At 49.4% G+C, this 24,133-nt stretch carries 18 protein-coding genes and 1 tRNA gene; 12 read left to right on the top strand and 7 right to left on the bottom strand.

What is annotated here, in order from left to right; genetic code table 11:
• Nucleotides 1–121: 121 nt before the first annotated feature.
• Together B4W65_RS05130 and B4W65_RS05125 are read left to right on the top strand one after the other, a co-directional pair.
• Nucleotides 122–1,624, top strand: coding sequence for a hypothetical protein (locus tag B4W65_RS05130; RefSeq protein WP_240509483.1), 1,503 nt, complete (start codon nt 122–124; stop codon nt 1,622–1,624).
• A 5-nt stretch (nt 1,625–1,629) separates the two neighbouring features.
• Nucleotides 1,630–2,718 (top strand): endonuclease/exonuclease/phosphatase family protein, encoded by a 1,089-nt coding sequence (locus tag B4W65_RS05125; protein WP_240509482.1) that lies wholly within the window; start codon nt 1,630–1,632, stop codon nt 2,716–2,718.
• Here the strand turns inward: B4W65_RS05125 and B4W65_RS05120 are convergent.
• Together B4W65_RS05120 and B4W65_RS05115 are read right to left on the bottom strand one after the other, a co-directional pair.
• Nucleotides 2,650–3,168 carry a TrmH family RNA methyltransferase gene (locus B4W65_RS05120; RefSeq protein WP_088654035.1) on the bottom strand — a complete coding sequence of 173 codons (519 nt, stop codon included), beginning with the start codon at nt 3,166–3,168 and terminating at the stop codon, nt 2,650–2,652. The genes B4W65_RS05125 and B4W65_RS05120 overlap by 69 nt on opposite strands.
• Nucleotides 3,165–4,574, bottom strand: coding sequence for a CCA tRNA nucleotidyltransferase (locus tag B4W65_RS05115; RefSeq protein ID WP_088654034.1), 1,410 nt, complete (start codon nt 4,572–4,574; stop codon nt 3,165–3,167). The genes B4W65_RS05120 and B4W65_RS05115 overlap by 4 nt, the downstream gene beginning before the upstream one ends.
• 182 nt (nt 4,575–4,756) lie before the next feature.
• Here B4W65_RS05115 and trxA point away from each other — a divergent pair, with 182 nt between their 5' ends.
• The 3 genes from trxA (at nt 4,757) to B4W65_RS05095 (ending at nt 8,477) form a co-directional block, all read left to right on the top strand.
• Nucleotides 4,757–5,116, top strand: a complete 360-nt coding sequence (gene trxA / locus B4W65_RS05110; RefSeq protein WP_088654033.1) for a thioredoxin — start codon at nt 4,757–4,759, stop codon at nt 5,114–5,116.
• Between the two features lie 121 nt (nt 5,117–5,237).
• Nucleotides 5,238–5,726 carry a thioredoxin family protein gene (locus B4W65_RS05105; protein WP_088654032.1) on the top strand — a complete coding sequence of 163 codons (489 nt, stop codon included), beginning with the start codon at nt 5,238–5,240 and terminating at the stop codon, nt 5,724–5,726.
• 279 nt (nt 5,727–6,005) lie between these two features.
• Nucleotides 6,006–8,477 carry a TonB-dependent receptor gene (locus tag B4W65_RS05095; RefSeq protein ID WP_146697714.1) on the top strand — a complete coding sequence of 824 codons (2,472 nt, stop codon included), beginning with the start codon at nt 6,006–6,008 and terminating at the stop codon, nt 8,475–8,477.
• A 127-nt stretch (nt 8,478–8,604) separates the two neighbouring features.
• Here the strand turns inward: B4W65_RS05095 and B4W65_RS05090 are convergent, their stop codons facing one another.
• From B4W65_RS05090 to B4W65_RS05080, 3 genes are all read right to left on the bottom strand, one after another.
• The gene (locus B4W65_RS05090) at nt 8,605–9,294 is read right to left on the bottom strand and encodes an RluA family pseudouridine synthase (protein WP_205741223.1); all 690 of its coding nucleotides are present in this window, start codon (nt 9,292–9,294) and stop codon (nt 8,605–8,607) included.
• 26 nt (nt 9,295–9,320) lie between these two features.
• Entirely contained in the window at nt 9,321–10,139 is an 819-nt protein-coding gene (gene panB, locus B4W65_RS05085; protein WP_088654031.1) for a 3-methyl-2-oxobutanoate hydroxymethyltransferase, read from the bottom strand.
• Nucleotides 10,140–10,231: 92 nt separating this feature from the next.
• Nucleotides 10,232–12,034, bottom strand: coding sequence for a hypothetical protein (locus B4W65_RS05080; protein ID WP_205741222.1), 1,803 nt, complete (start codon nt 12,032–12,034; stop codon nt 10,232–10,234).
• 244 nt (nt 12,035–12,278) lie between these two features.
• Here B4W65_RS05080 and B4W65_RS05075 point away from each other — a divergent pair, with 244 nt between their 5' ends.
• Both B4W65_RS05075 and B4W65_RS05070 read left to right on the top strand, forming a co-directional pair.
• A complete protein-coding gene (locus tag B4W65_RS05075) occupies nt 12,279–14,798 on the top strand; it encodes an endonuclease MutS2 (RefSeq protein WP_088654029.1) in 2,520 nt (839 codons plus the stop codon).
• An 83-nt stretch (nt 14,799–14,881) separates the two neighbouring features.
• Nucleotides 14,882–19,246: a M6 family metalloprotease domain-containing protein gene (locus tag B4W65_RS05070; RefSeq protein WP_158522778.1), complete on the top strand. Its 4,365-nt coding sequence runs from the start codon at nt 14,882–14,884 to the stop codon at nt 19,244–19,246.
• A gap of 3 nt (nt 19,247–19,249) precedes the next feature.
• Here the strand turns inward: B4W65_RS05070 and B4W65_RS05065 are convergent.
• A tRNA-Thr gene (locus B4W65_RS05065) sits at nt 19,250–19,321 on the bottom strand.
• A 435-nt stretch (nt 19,322–19,756) separates the two neighbouring features.
• Between B4W65_RS05065 and B4W65_RS05055 the strand changes: the two genes are divergently transcribed.
• The 5 genes from B4W65_RS05055 (at nt 19,757) to B4W65_RS05035 (ending at nt 23,447) form a co-directional block, all read left to right on the top strand.
• Nucleotides 19,757–20,599, top strand: coding sequence for a LytR/AlgR family response regulator transcription factor (locus B4W65_RS05055; RefSeq protein WP_088654026.1), 843 nt, complete (start codon nt 19,757–19,759; stop codon nt 20,597–20,599).
• Between the two features lie 287 nt (nt 20,600–20,886).
• On the top strand, nt 20,887–21,390 hold the full coding sequence (locus tag B4W65_RS05050) for a YfiR family protein (RefSeq protein ID WP_088654025.1): 504 nt from the start codon (nt 20,887–20,889) through the stop codon (nt 21,388–21,390).
• Nucleotides 21,391–21,527: 137 nt separating this feature from the next.
• The gene (locus B4W65_RS05045; protein WP_088654024.1) at nt 21,528–21,914 is read left to right on the top strand and encodes a hypothetical protein; all 387 of its coding nucleotides are present in this window, start codon (nt 21,528–21,530) and stop codon (nt 21,912–21,914) included.
• Between the two features lie 21 nt (nt 21,915–21,935).
• Nucleotides 21,936–23,030, top strand: a complete 1,095-nt coding sequence (locus tag B4W65_RS05040; protein WP_088654023.1) for a GRAS family protein — start codon at nt 21,936–21,938, stop codon at nt 23,028–23,030.
• Between the two features lie 27 nt (nt 23,031–23,057).
• Entirely contained in the window at nt 23,058–23,447 is a 390-nt protein-coding gene (locus B4W65_RS05035) for a hypothetical protein (RefSeq protein ID WP_088654022.1), read from the top strand.
• 12 nt (nt 23,448–23,459) lie between these two features.
• Here B4W65_RS05035 and B4W65_RS05030 read toward each other — a convergent pair whose 3' ends face one another.
• Entirely contained in the window at nt 23,460–24,113 is a 654-nt protein-coding gene (locus B4W65_RS05030) for a Crp/Fnr family transcriptional regulator (protein ID WP_088654021.1), read from the bottom strand.
• Between the last annotated feature and the right edge of the window lie 20 nt (nt 24,114–24,133).

The raw sequence follows: 24,133 nt of genomic DNA, 5'->3' as shown, positions 1-24,133 counted from the left end.
AATAAAGTTGAAAGATAATGAGGCAGTCGTTGGCAGGGACCCGGTTTTTTTTGTGTGATATTTTTCTCAAACAAGGTTAATTTTTGTAAAAAATAGTTGTACTTTTGTAAATCCATAAGTAGTGTGTTTTAAATGGCAGGATCTGCCGGGTATTTTTGTAATTGATGGTATGCAATTGATTAGGCGAGTTTTGTGGGGTTTGTTGTTTTTGCTCCTGGTGGCAGGTTGCGAGCGGGATTATATGTTCCGTGGCGGGATGGAGGGTATTGCATTTTCAACCGATACTGTGATGTTCGATACCATTTTTACTTCTATTGGGTCAGCCACAAGACATTTAAGGGTTTACAATTCCTATGGAAGCGATATGACCATAGATGGAATCCGTCTGGCCGGAGGAGAGGATTCTCGTTTCAGGATTAATGTCAACGGAGTGTCTTCACATGACGTTAGTGATGTTCCGCTTCGCAGCGGAGACAGTCTTTTCGTTTTTGTAGAGGTGACCATCAATCCCGAATCCAATGCAGATCCTTCCTTTGTAGTGACCGACTCCATTCTGTTTTATACCAAGGAAAGGATTCAAAGCGTTAAGTTGGTAGCTTATGGGCAGGATGTGGTATTGCTTAGGAAAAGTACTGTTGGTACCCGGCGTTTTACTGCAGAAAAGCCTTATCTGATTTACGACTGGTTGGTTGTGGATACTGCTGCGGTGTTGACCATAGATCCTGGTGCTCAATTACATTTTTATAAGGGGGCCAGTCTGGTGGTGAGTCATGAGGCTTCCCTCAAGGTGCAGGGGACCAAGGATAAGCCCGTGGTTTTTAGTGGGTCGCGTTTGGAGGAATGGTATGCCGATCAGCCAGGGCAGTGGGGAGGCATTTTTCTTCTGCCAGGTAGTCGCAATCATGAAATAGATTATGCCCACATTCGGAACGCAACCATTGGCTTGACCGCAGATTCCGTGGGAATGGACGGAGCGGCCCCCCTCTTACTGTCCAACACCAAGATTGAGCACATTTCAAAGCAAGGACTCGTTGCCCAATCGTCTTCGATTCTTTCCTGGAACAGTCTTTTTGCCGATTGCGGCAGTGCCTCTGTGGCACTAACTCTGGGGGGTAATTACGAGTTTTATCACTGTACCATTGCAAATTTCTTCCGTTGGCCTTATCGTGGTGTGCCTGCCCTCTTGCTTTCGAATTATTATGTGAATGAAGAGGATGGGGAGGAGGATGTTGTGGATTTAGAGAAGGCACTTTTTAGTAACTGCATTATTTATGGGGTTAATGATAATGAAGTGGGTTTGGATTTTAAACAAAAGGTGAAATCAGGAAACCCGGCAGAGGAGACTATGGTAAATTATTTCTTTGATCACAGTTTGATTAAGACAACGCTAGATCCGGAATTGTTGCGTAATGCTCAACACTTTAATGAGGTCATTGTTAACGAAAGTCCCCTGTTTGCGAGTCCCGGAGATTACAATTATCAACTGGATACTTTGTCGATTGCTCAGGATCATGGAGGCCTTGAAAGCGCACGACTTTTCCCCAAAGATTATTTTGGGAACCTGAGAATTGATGCGACCATTTTACCTGATTTAGGCTTTGTTGAGCGGGTAGAAGAGCAGTAGTGGTCATGCGTTGTTTGTTTTTCATTGTACTTTTATATTGTTGCTCCCCCGCCTTAGCTGCAAATGACGCGTCCAAGGAAGGCGCTTTTGGTGTGGTGTTTTATAACGTCGAGAATCTCTTTGATTTTCGGGTCGATTCCTTGAATCCTGACAGGGAATTCACTCCCGGGGGACTTCGTAGGTGGACCCGCAGGAGGATGATGGACAAATTAAGAGGCATCCAACGGGTGATTCTGCAAACGGGTGCCTGGAACCCACCTGCGCTCGTCGGATTGTGTGAGGTGGAAAACAGTAGGGTTTTGCAGCTCTTGCTCTATGAGACCGGACTGGCTAATCTTCAGTACCGCTTTGTCCACTTTGATTCGCCCGACAGTCGTGGTATGGATGTGGCCTTACTTTACCGGGCCGATCGTTTTGAGGTGCTTCATTCGGAGGCGGTTCCCGTCGAAATGGTGGAAGGGGAACAACGTCCCACGCGGGATTTGTTGTATGTTAAAGGTGTAGTGGATGCTTGCGATACCCTTCATGTCGTTGTGGCGCACTGGCCATCCCGTTATGGGGGAGTGGCTGCCACACATAAGAAGCGTGAAAAGGCAGCTCATGTTACCAGGATGCTTGTAGATCAAGTGATGGAGAAAAATGAGGATGCACCGCTGCTTTTGATGGGCGATTTTAACGAGTCCCCCGGATCACCTCTTTTTTCTGAGGTGTTGGGTGCGGGAGTCAGCGGCTCCGAGGGCCAGTTGATGTCTTTGGCCGACAGACTTCCGTCGGGCAGTGGTTCGTTGAAGTATCGGTATGCCTGGCAGTGGTTCGATCAGATTCTTATTTCAAGGTCGTTAATGGCAGGTCACGGGACTTTGCAACTAGACCCCTCTTCAGTACGTTTGTTCGACTTTGATTTTTTGCTGGAGAAAGATCTGAAATATGGGGGCCGCAAACCCTTTCGTAGTTATCAGGGAATGCACTACCAAGGGGGCTTTAGCGATCATTTACCCGTAGGTCTTGAGCTCTTTTGCCGGCCATTAAACAAGGATGTGCTGCCGCAGCCATTCGAAGAGACAGAGTCCGGCCGCCTGGGCCACATTGAGTGATTTTACCGGTCCCGTGAGAGGTATGTGCACCTGTAGTTGGCACAGTTGTAGCAGTTCTTGGCTGATGCCGTGACTTTCGTTGCCCACCACCAGGGCCATGTGCTCTGGCAGGGGGGTAATGAATAGGTTGGTGGAGGCGGGACTGGTTTCCAAAGCAACAAGTTGGTACCGGGAACTCACTTTCTCCATCAATTCACTTGCATCAATAAATTCCCAGGGGATTGTTTTGCCGGCGGTTTCAGATACCCTTGTGATTTTTCCGTTCTTGGGTTGATGAGCCCCTCTGATCAGGTAAACTTTGCTGCAGCCGGTATTTCCGGCCAGACGTATCAGCTGACCCATGTTTTCCCCGTTGCGTAAAGCCTCCCCAATTATTATCGGGCCCTTTTCGGCAGGGGTTTGCGGATAGTTCTGTCCGGCAAAAAAATGGTTGGCGTTAAGTGGATTCATGGTTTTTGTGCTTGCAGACCCAGTTCACTGCCTTTTTGAAGCATAAACTTTTTGGCTTCTTCGTAATCGTTGTGAATGATGCCGTCCAGTATGGCCTCTTTGATGGCCGACTTTATGACACCTATTTGCTGACAGGGTGGCAGGCCGAAGGTGGCCATAATCTCTTCTCCGCTGACAGGAGGCTGAAAATTGCGCACGCGATCTTTTTCTTCAATCTCGCGGAGCTTTCGTCTCACCACCTTGAAATTACGTAAGTGACGTTCCACTCTTTCCCTGTTTTTAGAGGTGATGTCGGCCTCGCACAGGGTCATTAAGTCATCGATGTCGTCCCCTGCTTCAAAAAGCAAGCGTCTTACAGCCGAATCGCTCACCTCTTCTTCGATAAGGGAAATGGGGCGCATGTGCAGGTAAACCATTTTTTGCACATACTTCATTTTTTCGTTCAGGGGAAGTTTTATACGTTTGAATATGCCCGGAATCATTTTTTGACCCAGATGGTTGTGCGCATGAAAAGTCCACCCCAGTCTGGGATCAAACCGTTTGGTCTGCGGTTTAGCAATGTCGTGCAAAAGGGCAGCATAGCGCAGCCACAGGTCGTCGGTGGTGGCACAAATGTTGTCAAGGACTTCCAGTGTGTGGTAAAAATTGTCTTTGTGGGAGATGCCGTTGATGGTTTCCACCCCCTTGAGCGCCTTGAGCTCCGGTAAAATAAGGTCGAGCAGTCCCGTTGCCTCAAGCAGCTTAAATCCGATGGAGGGACGGGGGGTCAGCATGATCTTATTGATTTCAACCGCAATACGTTCCATCGACACAATCTGCAGTCGTTCTTTATTGGCCCCGATGGCCTCAAAGGTGCTTGGGTGAATCCGGAACTGCAGCTGGGTGGCAAAACGTATGGCTCGCATCATGCGTAGGGGATCATCTGAGAAAGTAATCAGGGGATCCAAAGGCGTTCTTATTAATTGTTCCTCCAAATCGCCGCGGCCATTGAAGGGATCGAGCACATGGCCAAAAGTCGGGGCGTTGAGACTGATGGCCATGGCATTGATGGTGAAGTCGCGACGATTTTGATCGTCCTCGAGACTGCCGTCCTCCACAATGGGTTTTCGACTGTGGCGTTGGTACGATTCCTTGCGGGCGCCCACAAATTCGTATTCAATGTTCCGGTATTTAAACATAGCGGTACCAAAGGATTTGAAAACCGAAACCTTCAGACGTCCCAATTGAGCAGCCACTTCTGTAGCCAACTCTATGCCGCTTCCTATTACCAGTATGTCGATGTCGGTACTGGGGCGTTTCAGAAACAGGTCCCTGACGTATCCACCTATGACATAGGCGGAAAGATTATTTTTGTCGGCAATTTCTGCGATGATTTTAAAGACGGGGTTGTTGAGGTGTTCTTGCATCCTGTCCTGTTATTGTGTATATTGATGGAAAGCGGTGGGCAAATTTAATGCTTTTTGTCCATTTTGCCGCGAAATTTTGGCACGGTCATTGTATCAAAGTATTTACAAATATAGATATTTGGAAATTAAATTTTTTCGTTTTATTTTTGTCACAGAATTAATCATCATTAAAATTTGAAATTATGGTTGAGTTTTTAACAGCAGAGACTTTTAAAGAGAAGGTTTTTGATTACGCCAACAATAAAGAGTGGAAGTTTTCGGGCGACAAGCCTTGTTTGATTGACTTTTATGCCGATTGGTGTGGGCCTTGTAAAATGGTAGCACCTATTTTGGACGAGCTTTCGGAGGAATACAAGGGCAAGGTCGATGTTTTTAAGATTGATACTGAGAAAGAGCAGGAATTGGCTGCTGTTTTTGGTATCCAGAGCATCCCGTCCCTCCTTTTTGTACCTATGGAAGGACAGCCTCAAATGGCTATGGGAGCTTTACCCAAGGAAACTTTTGAGAAGGCCATCAGTGATGTGCTGAAGGTGGAGAAGTAAGCGCGGTGCTTTTTTGGCTGGAACCAAGTCTGCTCTTAATAGCATGTTAAAGGTGCTTAGGAGCGCAAACAAAAGGTTTTCCATTTCGTTGAATGAATAATTAGAGACTAAAGCAGATTTTATGAAGTATTTGTTTTTCACTATTTTGGCAGGGGCTTTTTTGGTCTATTCGACAGCCTGTACTGCCGGTACACGTGCAGAGGTTAAAGCCGAGACCAATACGGCTGCACCCGTTGCCGTTGATCAGCATGAAGTTATCGCCCTGGATGATGCCGCCTTTATAGATCAGGTTTTTGATTACAAAAACAATACGGAATGGGCTTTTAAGGGCGAAAGACCGGCCATTATTGATTTTTATGCCGACTGGTGTGGACCTTGTAAGCGTTTGGCTCCCATTCTTGTAGAGTTGCAAAAGGAGTACGGCGATAAAATTCAGATTTATAAAGTAGATGCTGAACGCAATAGAGAGCTTGCCGCTGCTTTTGGCGTTACAGCCTATCCTACCATGTTGTTTATCCCAATGGATGGTGATCCGGCAGGAGCCCGTGGCCTGCTGCCAAAGGAAGAGCTGGAGCGCATTATTGGCGAGTTTTTGAAAGTGAGCAAATAAGCTTCAATAGAAGGATAAAAAAGCCACCTCCGAACAGAGGTGGTTTTTTTTGCCCATATCTAAAGCAGGGTGTAAGGATAGGGATTATCGTTTTGCCTGAGGAGGGCCTGACCATTTTTTCCTTATCTTTGTGGCGCCAATGGGGTGCCCTAAATGAACGGGCTGAGATCATACCCTCTGAACCTGACCGGGTAATGCCGGTAAGGGAAGGTTTACATCTCCTATTACATCCTCATTGCAGTTGTTTATAACCTATTGTTTAAACTTAACTGCTTTAAAATGAAGAAGTTTTTTGTGTTGACCGCCCTGTGGGCGGTTAGTTGTCTTGCCTTTGCACAGTATAAGGTAAGTGGCGTAGTGTTGAATCCGGCCGGAGAGGCCTTGCCCGGAGCCGCAGTGCTTGTGGGACAGCAAACTACGGTGACCGGTAACGACGGTCGTTTTCTTTTTGCCCGGGTAGCAGAAGGGCAGCAGCTCCTCGAAGTCCGTTTTTTGGGATTCGAGGTCTTGAAACAGAGGCTGGATGTTGAACACGACCTTGATCTGCAGCTGGTTTTGGAAGAGGCCAGTTTTATGGCAAGGGAAGTTACCGTAGCAGGAATTCGTGCCAGAAGAACCGATCCGGTGGCGCAAAGTGAGTTAAGTAAGGAGGATTTGGCCGAGCGGAACTTTGGTCAGGACCTGCCTTATCTGCTTAATATGACGCCGGGTCTTGTCGTGAGTTCTGATGCTGGAACAGGTATTGGTTATACCGGTATGCGTATACGGGGTTCGGATCTTACGCGCATCAATGTAACGGTAAATGGCATTCCCATGAATGATGCAGAGTCGCAGGGTGTATTTTGGGTAAATATGCCCGACCTGGCAGCCTCGGTCAGCCGGGTACAGGTACAACGTGGCGTGGGGACTTCGACCAATGGGGTGGCTGCTTTTGGCGGTTCGGTCAATTTCAGTACGCTGAACGGGGCCGGAGAACGACAGGTTTTGATTGATAATGCCTTCGGATCTTTTGGAACCTGGCGCAACAGTGTGCAGTTGCAAACCGGTCTGCTCGACAAGGGTTTCTCTTTTGATGCAAGGCTGTCGAGAGTGACTTCCGATGGATTTGTGGATCGCTCTGCTTCGGATTTGAAGTCCTTTTACCTATCGGGCGGCTGGTTTGGAGAGCGGACCTCTGTACGTCTGGTAACTTTTTCGGGCCAGGAAAGAACCATGCAGGCCTGGAATGGTGTACCTAAGGTAAAGCTGGAAAACGATCAGGCTGGGATGGAACAGCTTGTCGCCGACGATGGCTGGTCTCCGGAGGAAGCAGCCAACCTGTACGCTTCGGATGCACGCACCTTTAATCGTTATTTGTACGACAATCAAACCGATAATTATCAGCAGGACCATTACCAGTTGCACCTGTCGCACAAACCTACGGCCAGTATCCTTTTAAATGGCGCCTTGCATTATACCCGAGGGAAGGGCTATTACGAATCTTTTAAGTACAATGAACGGTTCGGTAAGTATAATTTGCCAGTGCCCAGTCATATGATTGGTGGTGAGTCAACTCCGGCTCTCGTTTTTGAGGGAGATACCATTACCAAAACGGATCTGATTGCCCAAAAATGGCTGGATAATCATTTTTATGGGGCAACTTTTTCTGGTGTTTACGCTCAGGGACCGCTGCATATGGTTTTGGGAGGAGCCTGGAACCGATACGACGGAGAGCACTATGGCGATGTAGTTTGGATGGGCTATAATGCGGGCGTAGCTGAGGGCTACCGTTGGTACTTTAACGAGGGTTCGAAGGAGGATTTGAGTTATTATTTGAAAATGAGTGTTGAATGGCTGCCTGGTTTTACGACCTATGGCGACGCTCAGCTTCGCCATGTTAATTATGAAATCAGCGGGGTGCACGACGATCAGCGCGATTTGACCCGATCGACCAGTTATGATTTCTTTAACCCCAAATTGGGTTTGAATTACGTGTGGGGCAGAGGCGGACGTGCCTTTGCTTCGGTTGCTGTGGCCAACCGCGAACCATCACGCAGCGATTTTAGGGATGCCGACGAAGAGGTGGTGCCTCAGGCTGAGCGCCTGATTGATTATGAGGCGGGTCTGGAATGGCAGGGAGGTCAGTGGGCCATACAACTGAACGGTTTTTATATGGATTATGAAGATCAGCTGGTGCTTACCGGGAAAATTAACAATGTTGGGGCCTACATTATGAATAATGTGCCGGAAAGTTACCGGGCCGGACTGGAGCTTTCGGCTCAGGCCCGCCTGTTGCAGTGGCTCAATTGGGGCGGTAATGTGGTGTGGTCGGCCAACAAAATTAGAAACTTTAGCGAGTACGTCGACAATTGGGATACCTGGGGGCAGGAAGTGAATGAGCTGGGAACGACCGATTTGGCTTTTTCGCCGGAGTGGACCATGGCGAGTCGCCTGGAGGCTGTGGTGATTCCCCAGCTTCAGGCTGTGCTGAATACGAGATACGTGGGCAGTCAGTATGTAGACAACACCTCGAGTGCAGAGCGCCGGCTCGATGCTTACCTGGTTAACGACCTTACTCTGCGCTATCGTCCGGTTTTAGGCAGCTTTAAAGGACTTGAGCTGGGTCTTCAGGTGAGCAATCTTTTTGATGTGGAATATTTGTCCAACGCCTGGGTGTACAGCTACATATACAACGGTCAACGCCGCGTCATGGACGGTTATTTTCCGCAGGCTGGTCGTCATTTTATGGGGCAGATGGTGCTGCGGTTCTAATTACGATCCACGAATTACGATCCACGAATTACACTAATTTGCACGAATTTTGCACACGCGAAATTTTATCCTAATTAGTGTAATTCGTGAAATTAGTGGACCCATGAAATACGTGGATTCGAGAAATTTACTTTTTAACGACGTTGGCAAATTCACGCCACAGATTGTCTTCAACAGGAACCGGTGCGATGATTTCCACCGGTTCTTGTTTTACCGGGTGAACGAAACGCAGGCGGCGTGCATGCAGTGAAATACCGCCATCGGGATTGGAGCGTGGGGAACCGTATTTGAGGTCGCCACGAATGGGACAGCCGATTTTAGCCAGCTGGGCCCTGATTTGATGATGGCGCCCCGTTTGCAAGTCCACCTCCAACAAGTGATAGCGGGCTGAACTGGAGATGAGTTTGTAGCTGAGGACGCCTTCTTTGGCGCCGGAACGCATTTTTGGAAAGGCGTGTGATTTGTTCTTTTTGCTGTCCTTCAGCATAAAGTGGCGCAGGGTCGCTTCATCCTCCTCCGGGAGGTTTTGAACTATGGCCCAGTAAGTCTTTTTCACCTCGTGGTCCTGAAACATTTTGTTCAGGCGGGTGAGTGCCTTGCTGGTGCGTGCAAAGAGTACCACTCCGCTAACCGGTCGGTCGAGTCGGTGCACCACGCCCAGGTACACCTCCCCCGGTTTGTTGTATTTGTGTTTGATGTAGTCTTTTACTTTCTCGGCCAGCGGTTCGTCCCCGGTCTCGTCGCCCTGAACCAGGTCGTGCCCCGTTTTATTAACGGCGATCAGATGGTTGTCTTCGTAAAGTATGTCCAATTGCATAAATGGCTGCGCTTAATGACTTGCTGTTAGTATTGCTCTCTTTCGTTGGGGAAATCACTCGACTTTACGTCTTCGATGTAGTTGCCAACGGCACCAACTATTTCTGCGTATAAGTTGTGGTACCTCCTTAAAAAGCGGGGTGAAAATTCCTGATTGATGCCCAGCATGTCGTGCACCACCAGTACCTGTCCGTCCACGCCCCCTCCGGCACCAATGCCAATAACGGGAATGGTCAGTTCTTTGGCCACCTTTTCGGCCAGTTTGGCCGGTATTTTTTCCAGTACAATGGCAAAAGCGCCGGCTTTTTCCAGCAAGTGGGCATCTTCTACCAATTTGTTGGCTTCTTCTTCCTGTTTGGCGCGTACGCTGTAGGTGCCAAACTTATGAATGCTTTGCGGCGTTAAGCCCAGGTGTCCCATTACCGGGATGCCTGCTGAGAGTATGCGTTCGATGGATTCAACAATTTCCTTTCCGCCTTCCAGCTTCAAGGCATCGGCGCCCGATTCCTTCATCATACGAATGGCTGAGGCCACCGCCTCTTTGCTGTTGCCCTGATAGCTCCCAAAGGGCAAATCGGCCACCACCATGGCGCGTTTGACGCCACGCACCACCGAGGCGGCATGGTAAATCATCTGGTCCAGCGTGATGGGCAGGGTGGTTTCCCAGCCTGCCATTACATTGGCCGCCGAATCGCCTACCAAAACAACGTCCAGCCCTGCCTTATCTACCAATTTGGCCATCGAGTAATCGTAGGCGGTAAGCATGGCAATTTTCTCCCCCTTCATTTTCATCTCGCTCAGTACGTGCGTCGTGATTTTCTTGGGGCCTTCTTTTGCTACTGACATGATTGTAAGTTTTAATCCACAAAGATAAGGAATTCTTGCAGCAGTCCGGTATAAAAATAAAGGGCCAAACATTGTTTAACCCTTTATCTCTTTTAGATGCAAACCTTTTCTTTAAAGGTTTGCCAATGTTCTTCCAGTTTGTTGAGGCGTGCGGTTGCCTGGTCCAGCTGGTCCAGGGTTTTCTCCCGCGTGGCTTCCGACCAGTTGGCATCCAAATCAAAAAGATTTTGGTAGTAGGATATGCCGTTGCGCAGGTTTTGGATGAAGGTTTGCCAGCCCTTTATTTGTCGGGCATCTACTTGCTCACTGTCGTCAAATTCTTCCTGCAGGTAGTCGAGGTACATCCCCAGTTCCTTAACAAACAGGTTGGGGCGCTGCGCTTCGTTGATCAGACTGCTGCGTCCGTAGATGTGATCAAGCATTTCGGTGAGACTGGCCTGTCGGTTAAAGTAGGCCAGGTTGGGACCGGGACAAATGGATACGCCTTGTCCCTCGCGGGTGGTGTCTATGTCGTGGGAGTTAAGGGTGGCCACACCCAGTCCGTTGCAGATGCACGATTTGGCTACGATTTTATCGTAGACTTTCTGGTAAGCTGCGGCATCCAGGTTCTGTTTGTCCAGTTCCTCTATTTTGAGTTTTTGGTAGCGACTCGAAGCCGTACAAATGGGCCGCTCGGTAAATTCTGTGTTAAGCAGGATGAATTGCTTGGTGCAGGCTGCGCCCGGCTTGCCTGCTTTGGCCAGGGCTTGTTGCTCCAGGTCGCGCGAAGCGCCACGTATATTGTTGAAGCGTACACCCACAGGAGATACATGACTCAGAAAGTAATCTTTTTCCTGTCCTTTGGCCAATAGCTCAATGGTGTCCGGGTCGATAGCGACTGCTTCGGGTACCAGCAAAAAGGGAGATCCCCAGCCGACGCTGTCGAGTCCGTACCTTTGCATCAGGTTGTTGTGCTCTTCGGCAGTACCTACCCCTCCCTGGGCGGTGAGGCGCATTTCAGGTGCGTGTTCGGGTGCCGGGATGTCTTTGGCTTCCAATCCCCTCTTGTACAACTCAAAGAGTTCCTTTTGAAGGGCTGCGCGGTTGTTGCTGAATTCTTCGAGGATGGGCCCCATTAAAAATCCTTGCGTGGCAAATGCGTGCCCCCCGCAATTGAGGCCCGATTCTACCCGGAATTCCGAAATCCATAAACCTTTTTTGGCAAAGATCTTGCCCTGCACGATGGCCGAACGGTAGTCCGATACCTTTAAGATGATTTTTTTGCTGAAGCTGCCGTCTGCCCCGGGGTAGAAATCGGCAAATTGCTCCATGTAGGAATACAGTCGTGCATTCATCCCTGCGGAAAGCACCAGGGCGCCGCTGACCTTACTTTGGGCAAAGCCGCGTAAGGAGGCATGGGCATCGTTGTATTCGATGGGCAGGGGTTGGCGATCGCGGTAGTTGGCCTTGTCGAGCTTGGTCATGATGTTGACGTCGATGCTGCCGCTGCGGTAGTGTTGTTCCAATACCTGCTTGATGGCTTCCTGACCCCTGTGTAAATTGGCTTGTAATTGTTTTTTCAGCTCCGCGGTGTCGGGTAAAAGGTCTATGTATTGCTGAAGGGTTTCCTTCTGGTGCAAGAGTTGTGCTTTAAAATCTCTGACCTTTTGCTGAACGAGATGGTGAACGGTGTTCAGGTAGGCGGTAATGCGGTTGGCTCTTGCGTCTTCATCGTGACGGGCAATGGGCGCAAAAGGCAGGCTGTATTTTTTGCTGTAAAATTCGCGCATGCGTTCTGTGAGCATATCGTCTACCAAAGAAATGGCTGAAGATATTCCCAGGTGGGCAACCCGAATGGGAGAGTCAATAGTGTAACCAATTCCCATGACGGGAATGTGAAAGGAGTGTACTTGCATATTTGTGGTGTTAAAATATTGATCACTTGCCGATAACAAAGGTAAGGATTCAAGGGTCAGCGCTGCGTTAATAAGTGTGCAGGTGGGTAGGTTTGGGATAAAATGGAGACATTTGGGGTGGTTGACGCAGTTTTTTTGAACGAATTGTTCGCAGCGTCGATGCATTCCTTCCCGATTTGAGCAAAATGCAGGAGGCCTTAAAGTATTTTGTATTTTTGTGGCTGAAAATTGAAACAACTATTACGTGATTTATCCGAAAGCATTTGAACAGAAGCTGAATTTTGGCCGGATTCGCAGTCTCCTGGCCGAGCATTGTTTGAGTCCCCTGGGCGAGGAGCGGGTCGGGGCGATGGGTTTTTCGACCCATTTTGAGGAGGTGTTGTGCTGGTTGGAGCAGACTGCTGAAGTGCTGCGTCTTGAAGAGGAGGGTGCCGAGCTGCCGGTGACCTATTTTATTGATGTGCGTTCGGCCCTAAAGAAGATTCGGGTAGAGGGTTTGTTTTTAGAGGAGCAGGAGCTGTTCGACTTGCGCCGGTCGCTGGGAACCATTCGCGATTTGTTGCGCTTTATCCAGTCGCGTGAAGTAGAGGATTTCCCCCGTCTGCACGCCCTGGCAGCAGATGTAATGGTGTATCCCGCCATTATCGAACAGATTGACGCTGTGCTGAACAAGCAGGGGAAACTGAAGGATAATGCGTCGCCTGAGTTGGCCCGCTTACGCCGCGAGGTTTTGAATTTGCAACAGAGCGTGTCGCGCAAAATGATGAGCATATTAAAAAAGGCGCGACAAGACGGACTGGTGGATGCCGATGTGAGCATCAGTATTCGCGACGGTAGGGCCGTTATTCCGGTTGTTTCGGCCAATAAGCGTAAGTTGCCCGGAATTGTACACGATGAGTCGGCCACAGGTAAAACCACTTACATTGAGCCTGCCGAAATTGTGGAGATCAACAATGAGATCAGGGAGCTGTCCTATGCTGAGCGTCGTGAAATAACCCGGATTTTAACCGAAGTATCTTCTTTTATCCGCCCCTATTTGGAGGAGTTGCTCTTTGCCTATGAGTTTTTAGGAGAGATTGATTTCATTCGTGCCAAGGCACGTTTTTCGTCCCGTATTGCGGGCAGGGTGCCTGAGTTGCACAATCAAGCTGATTTTGAATGGCGTGAAGCCCGCCATCCTTTATTGTATCTGCTGCATAAAGCCCAGCAAAAAGAGGTGGTTCCTTTGTCCATCACTTTTACGCCCGATTCGCGAATTGTTTTGATTTCCGGGCCCAATGCCGGAGGGAAATCGGTTTGTTTGCAAACGGTGGGACTGGTTCAGTATATGCTGCAATGCGGTCTGCCGGTCCCGGTTGAGGAGGGCTCTCAGATGGGTTTTTTCGAGCATATTTTGCTTGATTTGGGCGACGAGCAATCCATCGAGAATGATTTGAGTACCTACAGCTCGCACTTGCTCAATATGAAAAATTTTGTGCGACAGGCCAATGCACGCACGCTTTTATTAATTGATGAATTTGGAACGGGTACAGAACCCATGTTGGGTGGCGCCATTGCGGAGGCCGTGTTGGATCAGTTGAACCGGCAGGGAGCTTATGGGGTAATTACCACGCATTATACCAATCTGAAACATTTTGCCTCGCAAACGGCGGGACTGGTTAACGGAGCCATGCAATTTGATACGCATGAGTTGCGCCCCTTGTTTAAGCTGGAGGTGGGGTCGCCGGGCAGCTCCTTTGCTTTTGAGATTGCCCGGAAAATTGGTTTGCCGGAGGACATACTGGCGGCGGCCAAAGAGCGTTTGGGGGAGGATCACATTCATTTTGATAAGCACTTGCGCGAGATCATTCGCGACAAGCGCTACTGGGAGCAGAAGCGGCGATCGGTGCGCGACAGAGAGCGCAAACTGGAGGGGGTGTCGGAACGGTATGAAAAGGAGCTGGAAAACCTGCAAAAGGAGCGGCGTGAACTGCTCGATAAAGCTCGAAAGGAGGCCGAGGCCTTGTTGGCCAGGGCCAACAAGGAAATTGAAAACACCATAAGAGTCATTCGGGAAACCCAGGCAGAGAAGGAGAAGACCCGCCTGGCACGCAAGGCCCTGGATGGATTTAAGGAGCAGCTTGGTGAAGCAGGTGCGACCGATTCGGAGGAGCAAGCCCGTTTGGCGCGAAAGATGGCCAAGTTGCAGCAAAGGAAGAAGGGGGCAAAGCCCAGGGGTGAGCAGAATGCAGCCGAGGGAGCGGAGCCTGCTTCAGCTGCTGCGCCCAAGGAGAAAAAAACTGTGGTTGAAAATGATGCTGTGCAGGAGGGCGACTATGTGCGTTTGCAGGGTCAGGCCCAGGCCGGCGAGGTGATGGAAATAAAGGGGAAGAATGCCATGGTGGCTTTTGGACAGTTGGTTACCACCGTGAAACTGAGTAGACTGGAAAAACTCAGTCGCAATGCCTACAAAAAAGAGCTGCGACAGGAAAGTGCCGTGTCGGCCTCTCTGGCTCAGCGGATGCGCGATAAAAAGTTGAGTTTTAAGCCCGATCTTGATGTACGCGGCCTGCGGGCTGAGGAAGCCCTTGACCGGGTCAGTCAGCATTTGGATGAAGCGGTAATGTGTGGAGCTGCCCAGGTTAAAATCCTGCATGGGAAGGGTACGGGGGCTTTGCGTCTCATGATTCGGGAGTATTTGAACACTCTGCCCTTTGTACGGCGTTTTGCCGATGAGCACGTCCAGTTTGGCGGCGCGGGAATAACCATCGTGGATATGGATTAGCGGGGTATGGACAAACTTTTTAGAGACAACTGCGTTTAAAACTTTGTGGGTTTTGGATGCAGTTGTTTGATTTATTTCTTCTTATGATGCGAGGCTTATTTTCTTTTGTCCGTTTATTGGTGGTCCTTTTGGTTTTTGAGGGGCTGTTTATACAAACACTGGGTGCGGTAGGTGCCTATCCCTGGCCACAGAAAGTGGTGCAGGCCGATTCGAGTTTTTTGACCATCAGGCAGCATGGCGACGAGTGGTTTCACTGGACCGCGACGGCCGACGGATATCGCATTGCCCTGAACCAGGAGGGGGTTTATGAATACGTTTCTGTACTTAAGTCGGGGTCTCCCCAGCTGACGGGTTTAAAGGCCAGCAACGCAGGGCAGCGCAGCGCCCGCGAGCAAGCCCTTTTGGCCTCTTTGCCCAAGGGGTCGGGAGTTGCTTCTGAAGAAATAGACCGAATTCGGCGGGACCGTAGGGAGGCTCTTCTGAAAAGTGGCACGGCCGGTCATTTGTTTGCACCCGAAGGCAATCAGCGCATGTTGGTAATTTTGGCCACCTTCAGCGATACCGAAGCCGTTTACAGCCGCGAAGCCTTTGATGAGCTGATGAATGGGGCCAGCGGCAGTTTTCGGCATTACTATCTGGAGAACAGCGGCGGGCGGTTGGTTATGGAGTCGGTGGTGACGGCCTGGGTGCGTTTGCCCCATAGCAAAGCCTATTATGCACCGGAAGAAAAATGGGGAGAGTTTGCCTTACACGCCATTCAGGCAGCCGATGCTGCCGGTGTTGATTTTTCCGAATTCGACAACGACGGAAACGGTGTGGTAGAAGGGGTCGCCATTATACATCAGGGACCGGGTAAGGAGGTTACAGGAAGTGAGGAGGACATATGGTCGCATTCGTGGACCTTAACTTCGGCAGGTTTTACCAGTTCTCAACGCAGTTTTGACGGCGTGCTGGTCGACAGTTATACCGCTCAACCCGAAACGCGTAACGCCCGGGGAGATTTTAATACCATGGGGGTAATTGCGCACGAATTTGGACACAACCTGGGCTTGCCCGATTATTACGATACTCTAACCGAAGATGAGAACGATTTTGACGGTACGGGTATGTGGGACATGATGGCCCGGGGATCTTACAATGGTTCGCCGGCTGGTTCTTCTCCGGCCCACCATAATCCGCTGTCGAAGATGGAGTTGGGCTGGGTGGAAGAAACGGTGCTGGAGACGGCCGGACCAGTTGGGCTGGCCCCGGTTCAGGATGCGGCTATGGTTTACCGGGTTAACGGACCCGAGGCGCAAGAATATCTTTTGCTCGAGAACAGACAGTTGCAGGGCTTTGACAGTGCCTTGCCCGGGGCCGGTTTGCTGGTGTATCAGGTAGACGAGGAGCAGATTGCTGCACTCCGGAGTGCCAATTCCATCAATGCCTATGCACATCAAGGCTTAAGGATTTTGGCTGCCGGTGGTGAGACCAATGCGGCATCCGCAGTTTTTCCGGGTTCGCTACAGGTGACGCAGTTGACCGATGAGAGTACGCCTGCGATGCGGACATGGAGCGACTTGCCTTACAATAGAAGCCTTACAGGGATTGTGAGTGAGGGCAACAGCATTGCCTTTGACTTTATGGCCATTCAGAATGGGAGCCCGCTGTCCCTTCACGCCTCGGCGGTCGCGGCCGATCAAATGAACCTATCTTGGCAGCCGGCGGTGGAAGGTCGTCCCGTGTTGTTGGCCTGGAGTCCCGATGGCGTGTTTGGTGTTCCAGAGGATGGGCTTGCTTATGCTGTAGGAGAAACCATCACTGGAGGTGGTCAGGTTTTGTATGCAGGTGCCGATCTTTCTGAAATGAACCATGCTGGTTTGGAAGGAGCCACCGTTTATCATTATGCACTATGGAGTCGGGGCGATGTCGAATGGTCGGCGCCTCTTTATGCCTCGGATCGCACCAGTGCGGCGGTGGTGACCAGTTTTCCCTGGTTTGATGGTTTTGAAGGGGGGTTGTGGGACTGGCAGCAGGAGCCCGTTTCTGGCAGTTTTATGTGGGAGCAACGCAGTGCGGGCGCAAACGGTGAGCCTGCAGTCGCCTTGGAAGGTGAACAATTTGCTTTTTTTCATGCAGGCATTGCCGATGAGCGCAGTACGCGCTTAGTGTCGCCTGTTTTTGCCCTGGAGGCAGGAAGGACTTATGTCATGGATTTCTGGCATTATCAGGCTGCCTGGGATGGGGATCAGGATCACCTGCGGGTGCTTTTCAGAGAAGAGGGGGGAGCATGGACGTCCCTGGCCTTTTTTGATGAGGAGTTGGTAAACTGGACGCAGCGAAGGGTGGAGTTGCCGGCTGCCGGAGGTCGGTATGAAATAGCATTTGAAGGTCTCAGCTACTATGGCTACGGACTGGCCCTTGATGCGGTGAAGGTTTATGAGGCGGGGCATGGTCTGGAAACAGCTCCGGTAGTTTCCGAGGTGCAGTGGACTGGGTATGATCAAAACAGCCTGTCCTTCAGCTGGAGTCTGCCCGATCCGCAAGGGGGTATACTGGTCCTGGCTCGCAAAGATGATAGGGTTTTTGATTTGCCCCCTGTAGGATTGGGCGCGGCTTATAGTACAGACTTTGCTGTGGCACCGGCGGGGGCCGGCGGGGCGCGACTGGTATATGCGGGTAATGCGGAGGGTTTTGTTTTGAGCGGTCTCGATCATTCCTCTGTTTACCATCTTTCCTTTTTTGGTTACGGCGCTGAGGGCGTGCCTACTCTAACACCGCTTCGGGGGCAGTATGTAACCGAACAGGTGTTTTATCCTTTAACGGTGCGTGTGAATGGCCATGGGGAAAGTCTTGAGGGTGCGCGTGTAGTGGTGGGGACTCAGGAAGGTGTGAGCGACCAACAGGGCGTGGTCGCTTTTTCAGTCGGACATACCCTGAGTAAGCAGGTATTGCAAGTGGAAGCCCCCGGGTATGAAACGCATTGGCAGCCTTTTGAGCCCCTTTCGGCTCAGGAAATCTCGGTCGATCTGCGACCGCTCATCTTACCGACTGTGACTTTGAGTCGGGCGGAAAAGCAAAGTGACTTAAGTACCGTTTTCTGGAATCCTGTGGTTGATGAGTCTTTCGACGGGTATCTGCCGTTTGAGCTGAGTGTGCCGGGGTGGACTTTCAGGGATGTGGATCAGGCCGCAACCTGGACCTACCGCGATTTGTCCTTCCCCAATTCGGGGTATACCGGTTCCTTTATGGTGGTAGACCCCTATTATGAAGGTTTGTTGCAGTCGGAACACGATTTTTCAGCCCATCGCGGGCGTCATGTTTTAGCGGCCTTTGCTGCACGTAATGTGCCCAACAACGATTGGTTGATTTCGCCTGAGCTGGAAGTTGGTGAAGGGGATTTTCTACAATTCATGGCCCGCTCTGTTTCCGATAAATATGGGCTGGAACAGTTTCATGTCCTGGTCAGCAATCTGACCGATGGTTCGGGCAACTACGTGCCCTTGAATGCCGAGGTCCTGGAGGCTCCGCTCTCCTGGACCCCCTACCGTTTCGATTTGGCGGAATATGCAGGGAAGCGCATTCGTTTTGCGGTACAGTATGTATCGGACAATCGCTTTGTGTTTTTGTTGGACGATTTGGTGGTGGGACCCAAAGCGGAACTCCCTTCGGGGACTGCACAGCCAGCGTCAGGGGATTATAAGCAGTCTGTTGCCCCCTCTTTGCCAGCCGTCAAACGGCTTGCTCTTGTCAAAGGGGTATCCTCAGTAAGGGTTTCGGATACGGGTGTCGCAACCGGACGCTGGGCTTATGAGCTGCGCGTAAATGGCACAACAAATCCCCTCCTGGAAGGATTTTCCTCCAACCAGAGTGTTCTCACACTGGAGAATTGTCTCGATAATACGGTGGAGTTGCGGGTGCAGGACCGACTTTATGGCGCTGCCGGTAATTGGTCGCCAGTCCTTCTTATAGATGCTTGCGGGGTGTTGTTGTTGGAGGTTTATGATGCGCAGGGTGCGCCCATTGCCGGAGCCCGCCTGCAGGTGGCCGATCGGGAGTTTTTTGCTAATGAGCAAGGAAGGGTGGAAGTGCGCGGTTTGACGCAAGGTGCGACGTATGCTTATGAGGTGAGTGCTTTTGGTTTTGTGCCCCAAGGCGGCAGCTTCGAAGTGGACGGAGATGTGTTCTTAAATTCGACGATGGAAGTGGTTCTTACCGACAGTCTGGCTATTCCCGACAAAGCCATCAAAGTGGTGCCCAACCCGGTTTGGGATGTTTTGTTGGTGGAGGGTTTGTATGGCTTGTTGGAGCTGCAATTGTTTAATGTCGGCGGAAAGCTGGTTCGGCAAATGCAAGTGGAAGTCTATACCCGTTTTGAGTGGCCAGTGAGTGATTTACCCGCCGGGATCTATTTCCTGCAGATGCGTACTGGTCGTTCGTTGTATTATCGGAAAATTGTGAAGGAATAAAAGAGCCAATGATGGGAATTGAACCCATGACCTCTTCCTTACCAAGGAAGCGCTCTACCCCTGAGCTACATCGGCTTTTTGGCGGCTTTCCTTGTTTGGAAAGGCGGTGCAAAAATATAAAAAAAAAGTTGCTGTCCAAAATTTTTCGACCCAAAAAATCACAGAAAAGCCCCGGTTGGCACGTTTGCCTAAATCGGGGCTTTTTTCTGGTTGCTTTTCAAAAAGAGAATTGGCACTTGAGAACCGACCCTCGTGCCGGAGAACAGACTGGCGGGAATGGCTCCGGGCAGTGTTCAAATGCATTATCATTCACTTTGAAAAGACCAACTGAATGTTCCTGTACCTGCAAAGAAAAAACAATCCTGAATAAGTGCTTCAAAAATGGAGTGTTTGTGGCAGTTCAGGGGTGAGTGGTTTTTCTTCTGGGGTGAATGTTGTTTTTTAGGGGCGAATTGAATGCTGTGTTTTTTCTTGTATATTTGCTCCACGCAAAAGAAGCCAGCCGTAATTATGAAAAATTCCAAAGTGATTCCGGAGTACTTTGTTGGTCGACGAAATACTATTCTTCAAGTAGTGTTTACTGCCCTGTTTGCCTTTTTCTTTATCAACATCTATCGACCCTTTGGTGCAGGCGAATGGTACGACGTACGCTGGTGGGCCTTTTTATTGGCTTCGGGCGCCTTGGTAATGGCCGGTATGGTGGTGGTTATCCTCAGCCGGTTGTTGATGCAGTTGCGTAAACGTCGGCGTCCGGTTACCCTGGCATATTACATCTGGAGTGTTGTGGCAGAGATTTTTTTTATGGGCGCACTCTACGCTGTGCTGGAGCTGGTGGTCTTGGGGGGTGTGCGTCCTTTCGGCGTGTTGTTGTACGTTGCGGTGCAAAACACATCTCTCATTCTTTTGATTCCCTATTTAATCAGCCTCTTGTTTTTTGCCTGGCGCGAAAAGAAAATGAGTCTCGATGCCTTGGTGCGACAAATCCGTAAGCGGCCTCAGTTTATTCTCTTTAGAGACGAGAATGAAGTCCTGCGTCTTACCATTAAATCCAGCGATCTGATTTATTTAGAGGCCAGCGACAACTATGTCGTTATTTATTTTCAGGCAGGGATGAAAGTTAAGTCCTTTTTGCTGCGCAACACCTTAAAACGTTTGGAGCAAATGTTGGATGATTTTCCTTTGCTGCGCTGCCATCGTTCCTATATGGTCAACATCCACCGCGTTAAAATCCTTAAGCGCGATAAGGGGCAGTTTAAGTTGTGGATGGACGAAGATGGTCAGCTTACCATACCTGTTTCCCGCAGTTATGCGCAAGCCGTTACCTCTGCTTTTGAAAACTTAATGGATGCGTAAGCGCAAAAGGTTTCGGTGATTGTGCTTTTTTAAGTGTTTTTCAATCTTGGCAATGCTTATCCGGTGCTTTTCGGGGACTTCAGTGGACGACTAAGGTCTTGTGCGGTGGGCCGTAAAGACCTGTGTGGTCGGGCATTTCCCTGTTTTTATTGAGATGTGCAGAGGAGGTTCTGTTTCGTAAGTGGCTGTGCATTAAGTATTTTTAGCAAGGTTAATAATTATTAATCTGTCCAATAACATTATTTTACCTGGTATTTTTGTGGCGTAAAACTTATTCAAAATTCACTATGAGAAAGTCACTTTTACTTTTAATGGTACTTGCCTTCTTTGCAGTTGACAACGCATCTGCGCAGCTGGAGAAGCATCAGGCTACCTTTATTTACAATTTCACCCGTCTGGTGCAGTGGCCTGAGTTGTACAAAGAGCCCACATTTGTTATTGGGGTTTTGGGCAGTGGTGAAGAGATTACCAAGGAGTTGAAGGACGGAATGGGAAGCCGTACTGTCGCAGGCAAAAATATTGAAGTTGTAGAGCTGAGTTCGGCCACAGAAGCAGCCAATTGTCATTTGCTATTTGTGCCCAATCGCAGTCTCAACAGCTTTTCACGCATGGCTGCAGCCATTAGTAATCGTCCGGTTCTGGTTGTGACCGAGAATCAGGGACGACAGCCCCAGGGTTCTGTCATCAATTTTTCTGTGGAAGCAGGCAAATTAGGTATTCGCCTGGATGAAGAGCTGGCCCAGACTAAAAATCTTATGGTGAGCAGTCAGCTGGCTAATTTTTCGAGATAGATTTAGGGTTCATATATCGGTTTACTTGGAGGCGGCCTGCGATTTTTCGCAGGCCGCTTTCTTTTATTAATAAAACTATTGTTTATATTTGGGTGAGTTTTGTCATGTGTTGATCTAAAATCTAAAACGCAATAATTATGGTAGTTTATTCATCTCCAGTGCTTTCTCTTGAGTTTGATGCGGTTAAGAAAGTCCTGACGCAAGACTGGAAGGGCTATGCCACTTCCGCGCAGTTTAGGGAGGGTATCGATAAGACAGTTGATTATGTTAAATCTGGGGCGGTGGCCTACATCATCTCCAATACCAGCAACCAGCGCCCGGTAGGTCCTGAGGACAGTAAGTATGCCGCATCGGTAATGCCAAAATTGTTTGCTTCGGGGGTAAAGGCGATGGCTTTTGTGATTCCTCAGAATGTGATCACCAAGTTGGCGCTTAGTTCTTTTGCACGTGAACAGGGCATGCCCCCCAATGTGAGGTATTTCGATAACCTTGCAGAAGCAGAAAAGTGGTTGTTTACTTTCTAAAGATTTTTAAAGAGTCGGATTATGCAATCCTTTCCCCTACCATCTGTTTTTGAGGCCCTGCATTTGGTCATGAGGAACTTCCCAGATCAGTTTACCGAGGAAAGTAAACTGGAGGTGGAAGCGCTTTTGGAGCATTGTCTGCATGGTCTGGAAAAAAGTTCAGAGAAGTTTTTAGGCACCTTGTTTATTAAGGCCATCCGAAAGCATATTGGGCCTTCTGTTTCGGATGAGAACATTTATCTGCGTGCTTTTGAGGTCCCCCAGATTGAGCTTTTCAATTTTTTGATTAAGGAGTTTCCTTTTGTGCGCGAAGCCCAGTCCCTTGTCAATCGGTCCATCGCTCAACTTGCCCGGGGGCACAAGGAGGTGCTGGTCCTGGACATAGGTATTGGACTGGGCGTGCAAATGCAGCATTTGCTTAAGGAGCTGGCCGCCGTCGACAGTTTGCAGCGTGTGGTTCTGGTGGGCATAGAGCCTTTTAAAGACGCATTGGATGAGTGTGCCAGGCAGCTTGAAAACGGATCTTATCCTTTTTTGTTTGAGTTTCATCCGCTTTGTGCCTTTGTCGAGCAGTTCGATTTTGAGCTTTTAAAACCACTTCGTGAAGCGGTATCGGGGCCCTTAATTGTTAATGAGTCGCTGGCCCTTCATCACATTAAATTTTTGGCCGACCGCCATAAGGTCATTCAGAAGGTTCGGGCTTTGGATCCGCTGGCTTTTTTTCTTACCGAACCCAATGTTGATCATTACGAACCTGATTTTGTCCGGCGCTTTCAAAATTGTTACAATCACTTTTTTCATATTTTCCAGGTGATTGATCAACTTCCGGCCGGCAGCCGCGAAAAAAATGGACTCAAGCTCTTTTTTGGAAGGGAGATTGAAGACATTATTGGCGGAAAGGACTTTGATCGTTCGGAGAAGCATGAACCTGCTTTTAGATGGGTGGAGAAATTGAAGGTGGCTGGTTTTTCTATGGTGAATCGCTATGTGGGTTTGCCGGATGAGCTGGGGTGTGGCATTGATGTGCGCTACAACCCCCTGGTTGAGGGCATCGATTTTAAAGTAGGGAATGAAACAGTTGTAAGCATTTTACAGGCGGCATGTGCTCAGGAGTAGTTGCCGGATTGAATTAATAACTGATGAATGATGGTCTTGTTTGCTAATGATAATGTAGAGGTGATTTACGATGCAAATAATTACGAGTTGTTGCAAGTTTGGCGGGGCTATGTCCCCACAGAATTGTTTCGCGAAGTAATTGATTTGTCGGTGTCCTTTGTGCGGAACAATCGGGTGGATCTGTTGATTTCAGACACTTCCCAGCAAAAGGTCGTCAGCGGCAGCGATGCCGATTATGCCGCCTTAGTCTTGGGGATGATGTTGGGCTACGGGCTTAAGGCTATGGCTTTTGTGCTTCCCCACGATGTTTTTACCCGCTTTTCTCTGAAAAAGTTCGCCGATGCCGGTCATGGCGATCAAGTCGGTTATTTTGAACATCTTGAGGAGGCTCGTAAGTGGAGTCGGTTTTTTAAGTAAGCACCCCGACGATCAGCCCAGTCGGCTCAGGGTTGTTACAATCTCCATGCTGTTGATGGTCACCGTCTTCCCTTCCAGCAGAATTATTTTATCGTTTTTAAATTCGGTGAGGGTACGAATGAAACTTTCCTTGGTTGTTCCTGCAAATTGAGCAAGCTCTTCCCTGCTTAGCGGGAGTTCAAATGTGGCAGACCGGTCAAAAAAGTGATAAAAGAAGAGCAGGACGTCGGCAACCCTTCCAGGCAGCTGTTTGTGATTGATGGCGATTAAACGCCGGATGTTGTTGTTGACCGCTGCGGCTGTGCCGGCGATGAAGTCGTTTTGTTGGTTCAGGTCATGGGCCATCAACTGTCTGATTTCGCTGCTTTCGACGTAGCGGGCCTGAACCGGAGTCAGCGCAATGGTGTCAAAGTTGTGATACCCTTGTTCCAGGGCGCACAACAAACCGGCCCATTGTCCACGTCCCAGGATATGCACGATGGTCGCTTTGCCATTAGGGTTTTCAAAGATGGTTTTGACTATACCCTTCTCCAGAAACAGGGCATGATGGGCAGGGGTCCCTTTTTTAATCAGTGCATCGCCTTTTTTGTAGGTGAGCAGGGGCTTGTTTTCCAGGTTTATAGGGCGCTTTTGTTCCATCACTTTGCTTTCGATTCCGGTTTTCAATTCCTACTAAATTTATTTAA

The organism is Geofilum rhodophaeum (assembly GCF_002210225.1).
Taxonomy (GTDB): Bacteria; Bacteroidota; Bacteroidia; order Bacteroidales; family Marinilabiliaceae; genus Geofilum; species Geofilum rhodophaeum.
Note: the sequence above shows the minus strand (reverse complement) of the source record. Positions and strands in the feature narration are given on the sequence as shown.

Bases quoted from the DNA above. Each gene is read 5' to 3' on its own strand.
- B4W65_RS05125 (WP_240509482.1), top strand. From the start codon at position 1,630: ATGCGTTGTTTGTTTTTCATTGTACTTTTATATTGTTGCTCCCCCGCC.
- B4W65_RS05120 (WP_088654035.1), bottom strand. From the start codon at position 3,168: ATGAATCCACTTAACGCCAACCATTTTTTTGCCGGACAGAACTATCCG.
- B4W65_RS05115 (WP_088654034.1), bottom strand. From the start codon at position 4,574: ATGCAAGAACACCTCAACAACCCCGTCTTTAAAATCATCGCAGAAATT.
- trxA (WP_088654033.1), top strand. From the start codon at position 4,757: ATGGTTGAGTTTTTAACAGCAGAGACTTTTAAAGAGAAGGTTTTTGAT.
- B4W65_RS05105 (WP_088654032.1), top strand. From the start codon at position 5,238: ATGAAGTATTTGTTTTTCACTATTTTGGCAGGGGCTTTTTTGGTCTAT.
- B4W65_RS05095 (WP_146697714.1), top strand. From the start codon at position 6,006: ATGAAGAAGTTTTTTGTGTTGACCGCCCTGTGGGCGGTTAGTTGTCTT.
- B4W65_RS05090 (WP_205741223.1), bottom strand. From the start codon at position 9,294: ATGCAATTGGACATACTTTACGAAGACAACCATCTGATCGCCGTTAAT.
- panB (WP_088654031.1), bottom strand. From the start codon at position 10,139: ATGTCAGTAGCAAAAGAAGGCCCCAAGAAAATCACGACGCACGTACTG.
- B4W65_RS05080 (WP_205741222.1), bottom strand. From the start codon at position 12,034: ATGCAAGTACACTCCTTTCACATTCCCGTCATGGGAATTGGTTACACT.
- B4W65_RS05070 (WP_158522778.1), top strand. From the start codon at position 14,882: ATGATGCGAGGCTTATTTTCTTTTGTCCGTTTATTGGTGGTCCTTTTG.
- B4W65_RS05055 (WP_088654026.1), top strand. From the start codon at position 19,757: ATGAAAAATTCCAAAGTGATTCCGGAGTACTTTGTTGGTCGACGAAAT.
- B4W65_RS05050 (WP_088654025.1), top strand. From the start codon at position 20,887: ATGAGAAAGTCACTTTTACTTTTAATGGTACTTGCCTTCTTTGCAGTT.
- B4W65_RS05045 (WP_088654024.1), top strand. From the start codon at position 21,528: ATGGTAGTTTATTCATCTCCAGTGCTTTCTCTTGAGTTTGATGCGGTT.
- B4W65_RS05040 (WP_088654023.1), top strand. From the start codon at position 21,936: ATGCAATCCTTTCCCCTACCATCTGTTTTTGAGGCCCTGCATTTGGTC.
- B4W65_RS05035 (WP_088654022.1), top strand. From the start codon at position 23,058: ATGATGGTCTTGTTTGCTAATGATAATGTAGAGGTGATTTACGATGCA.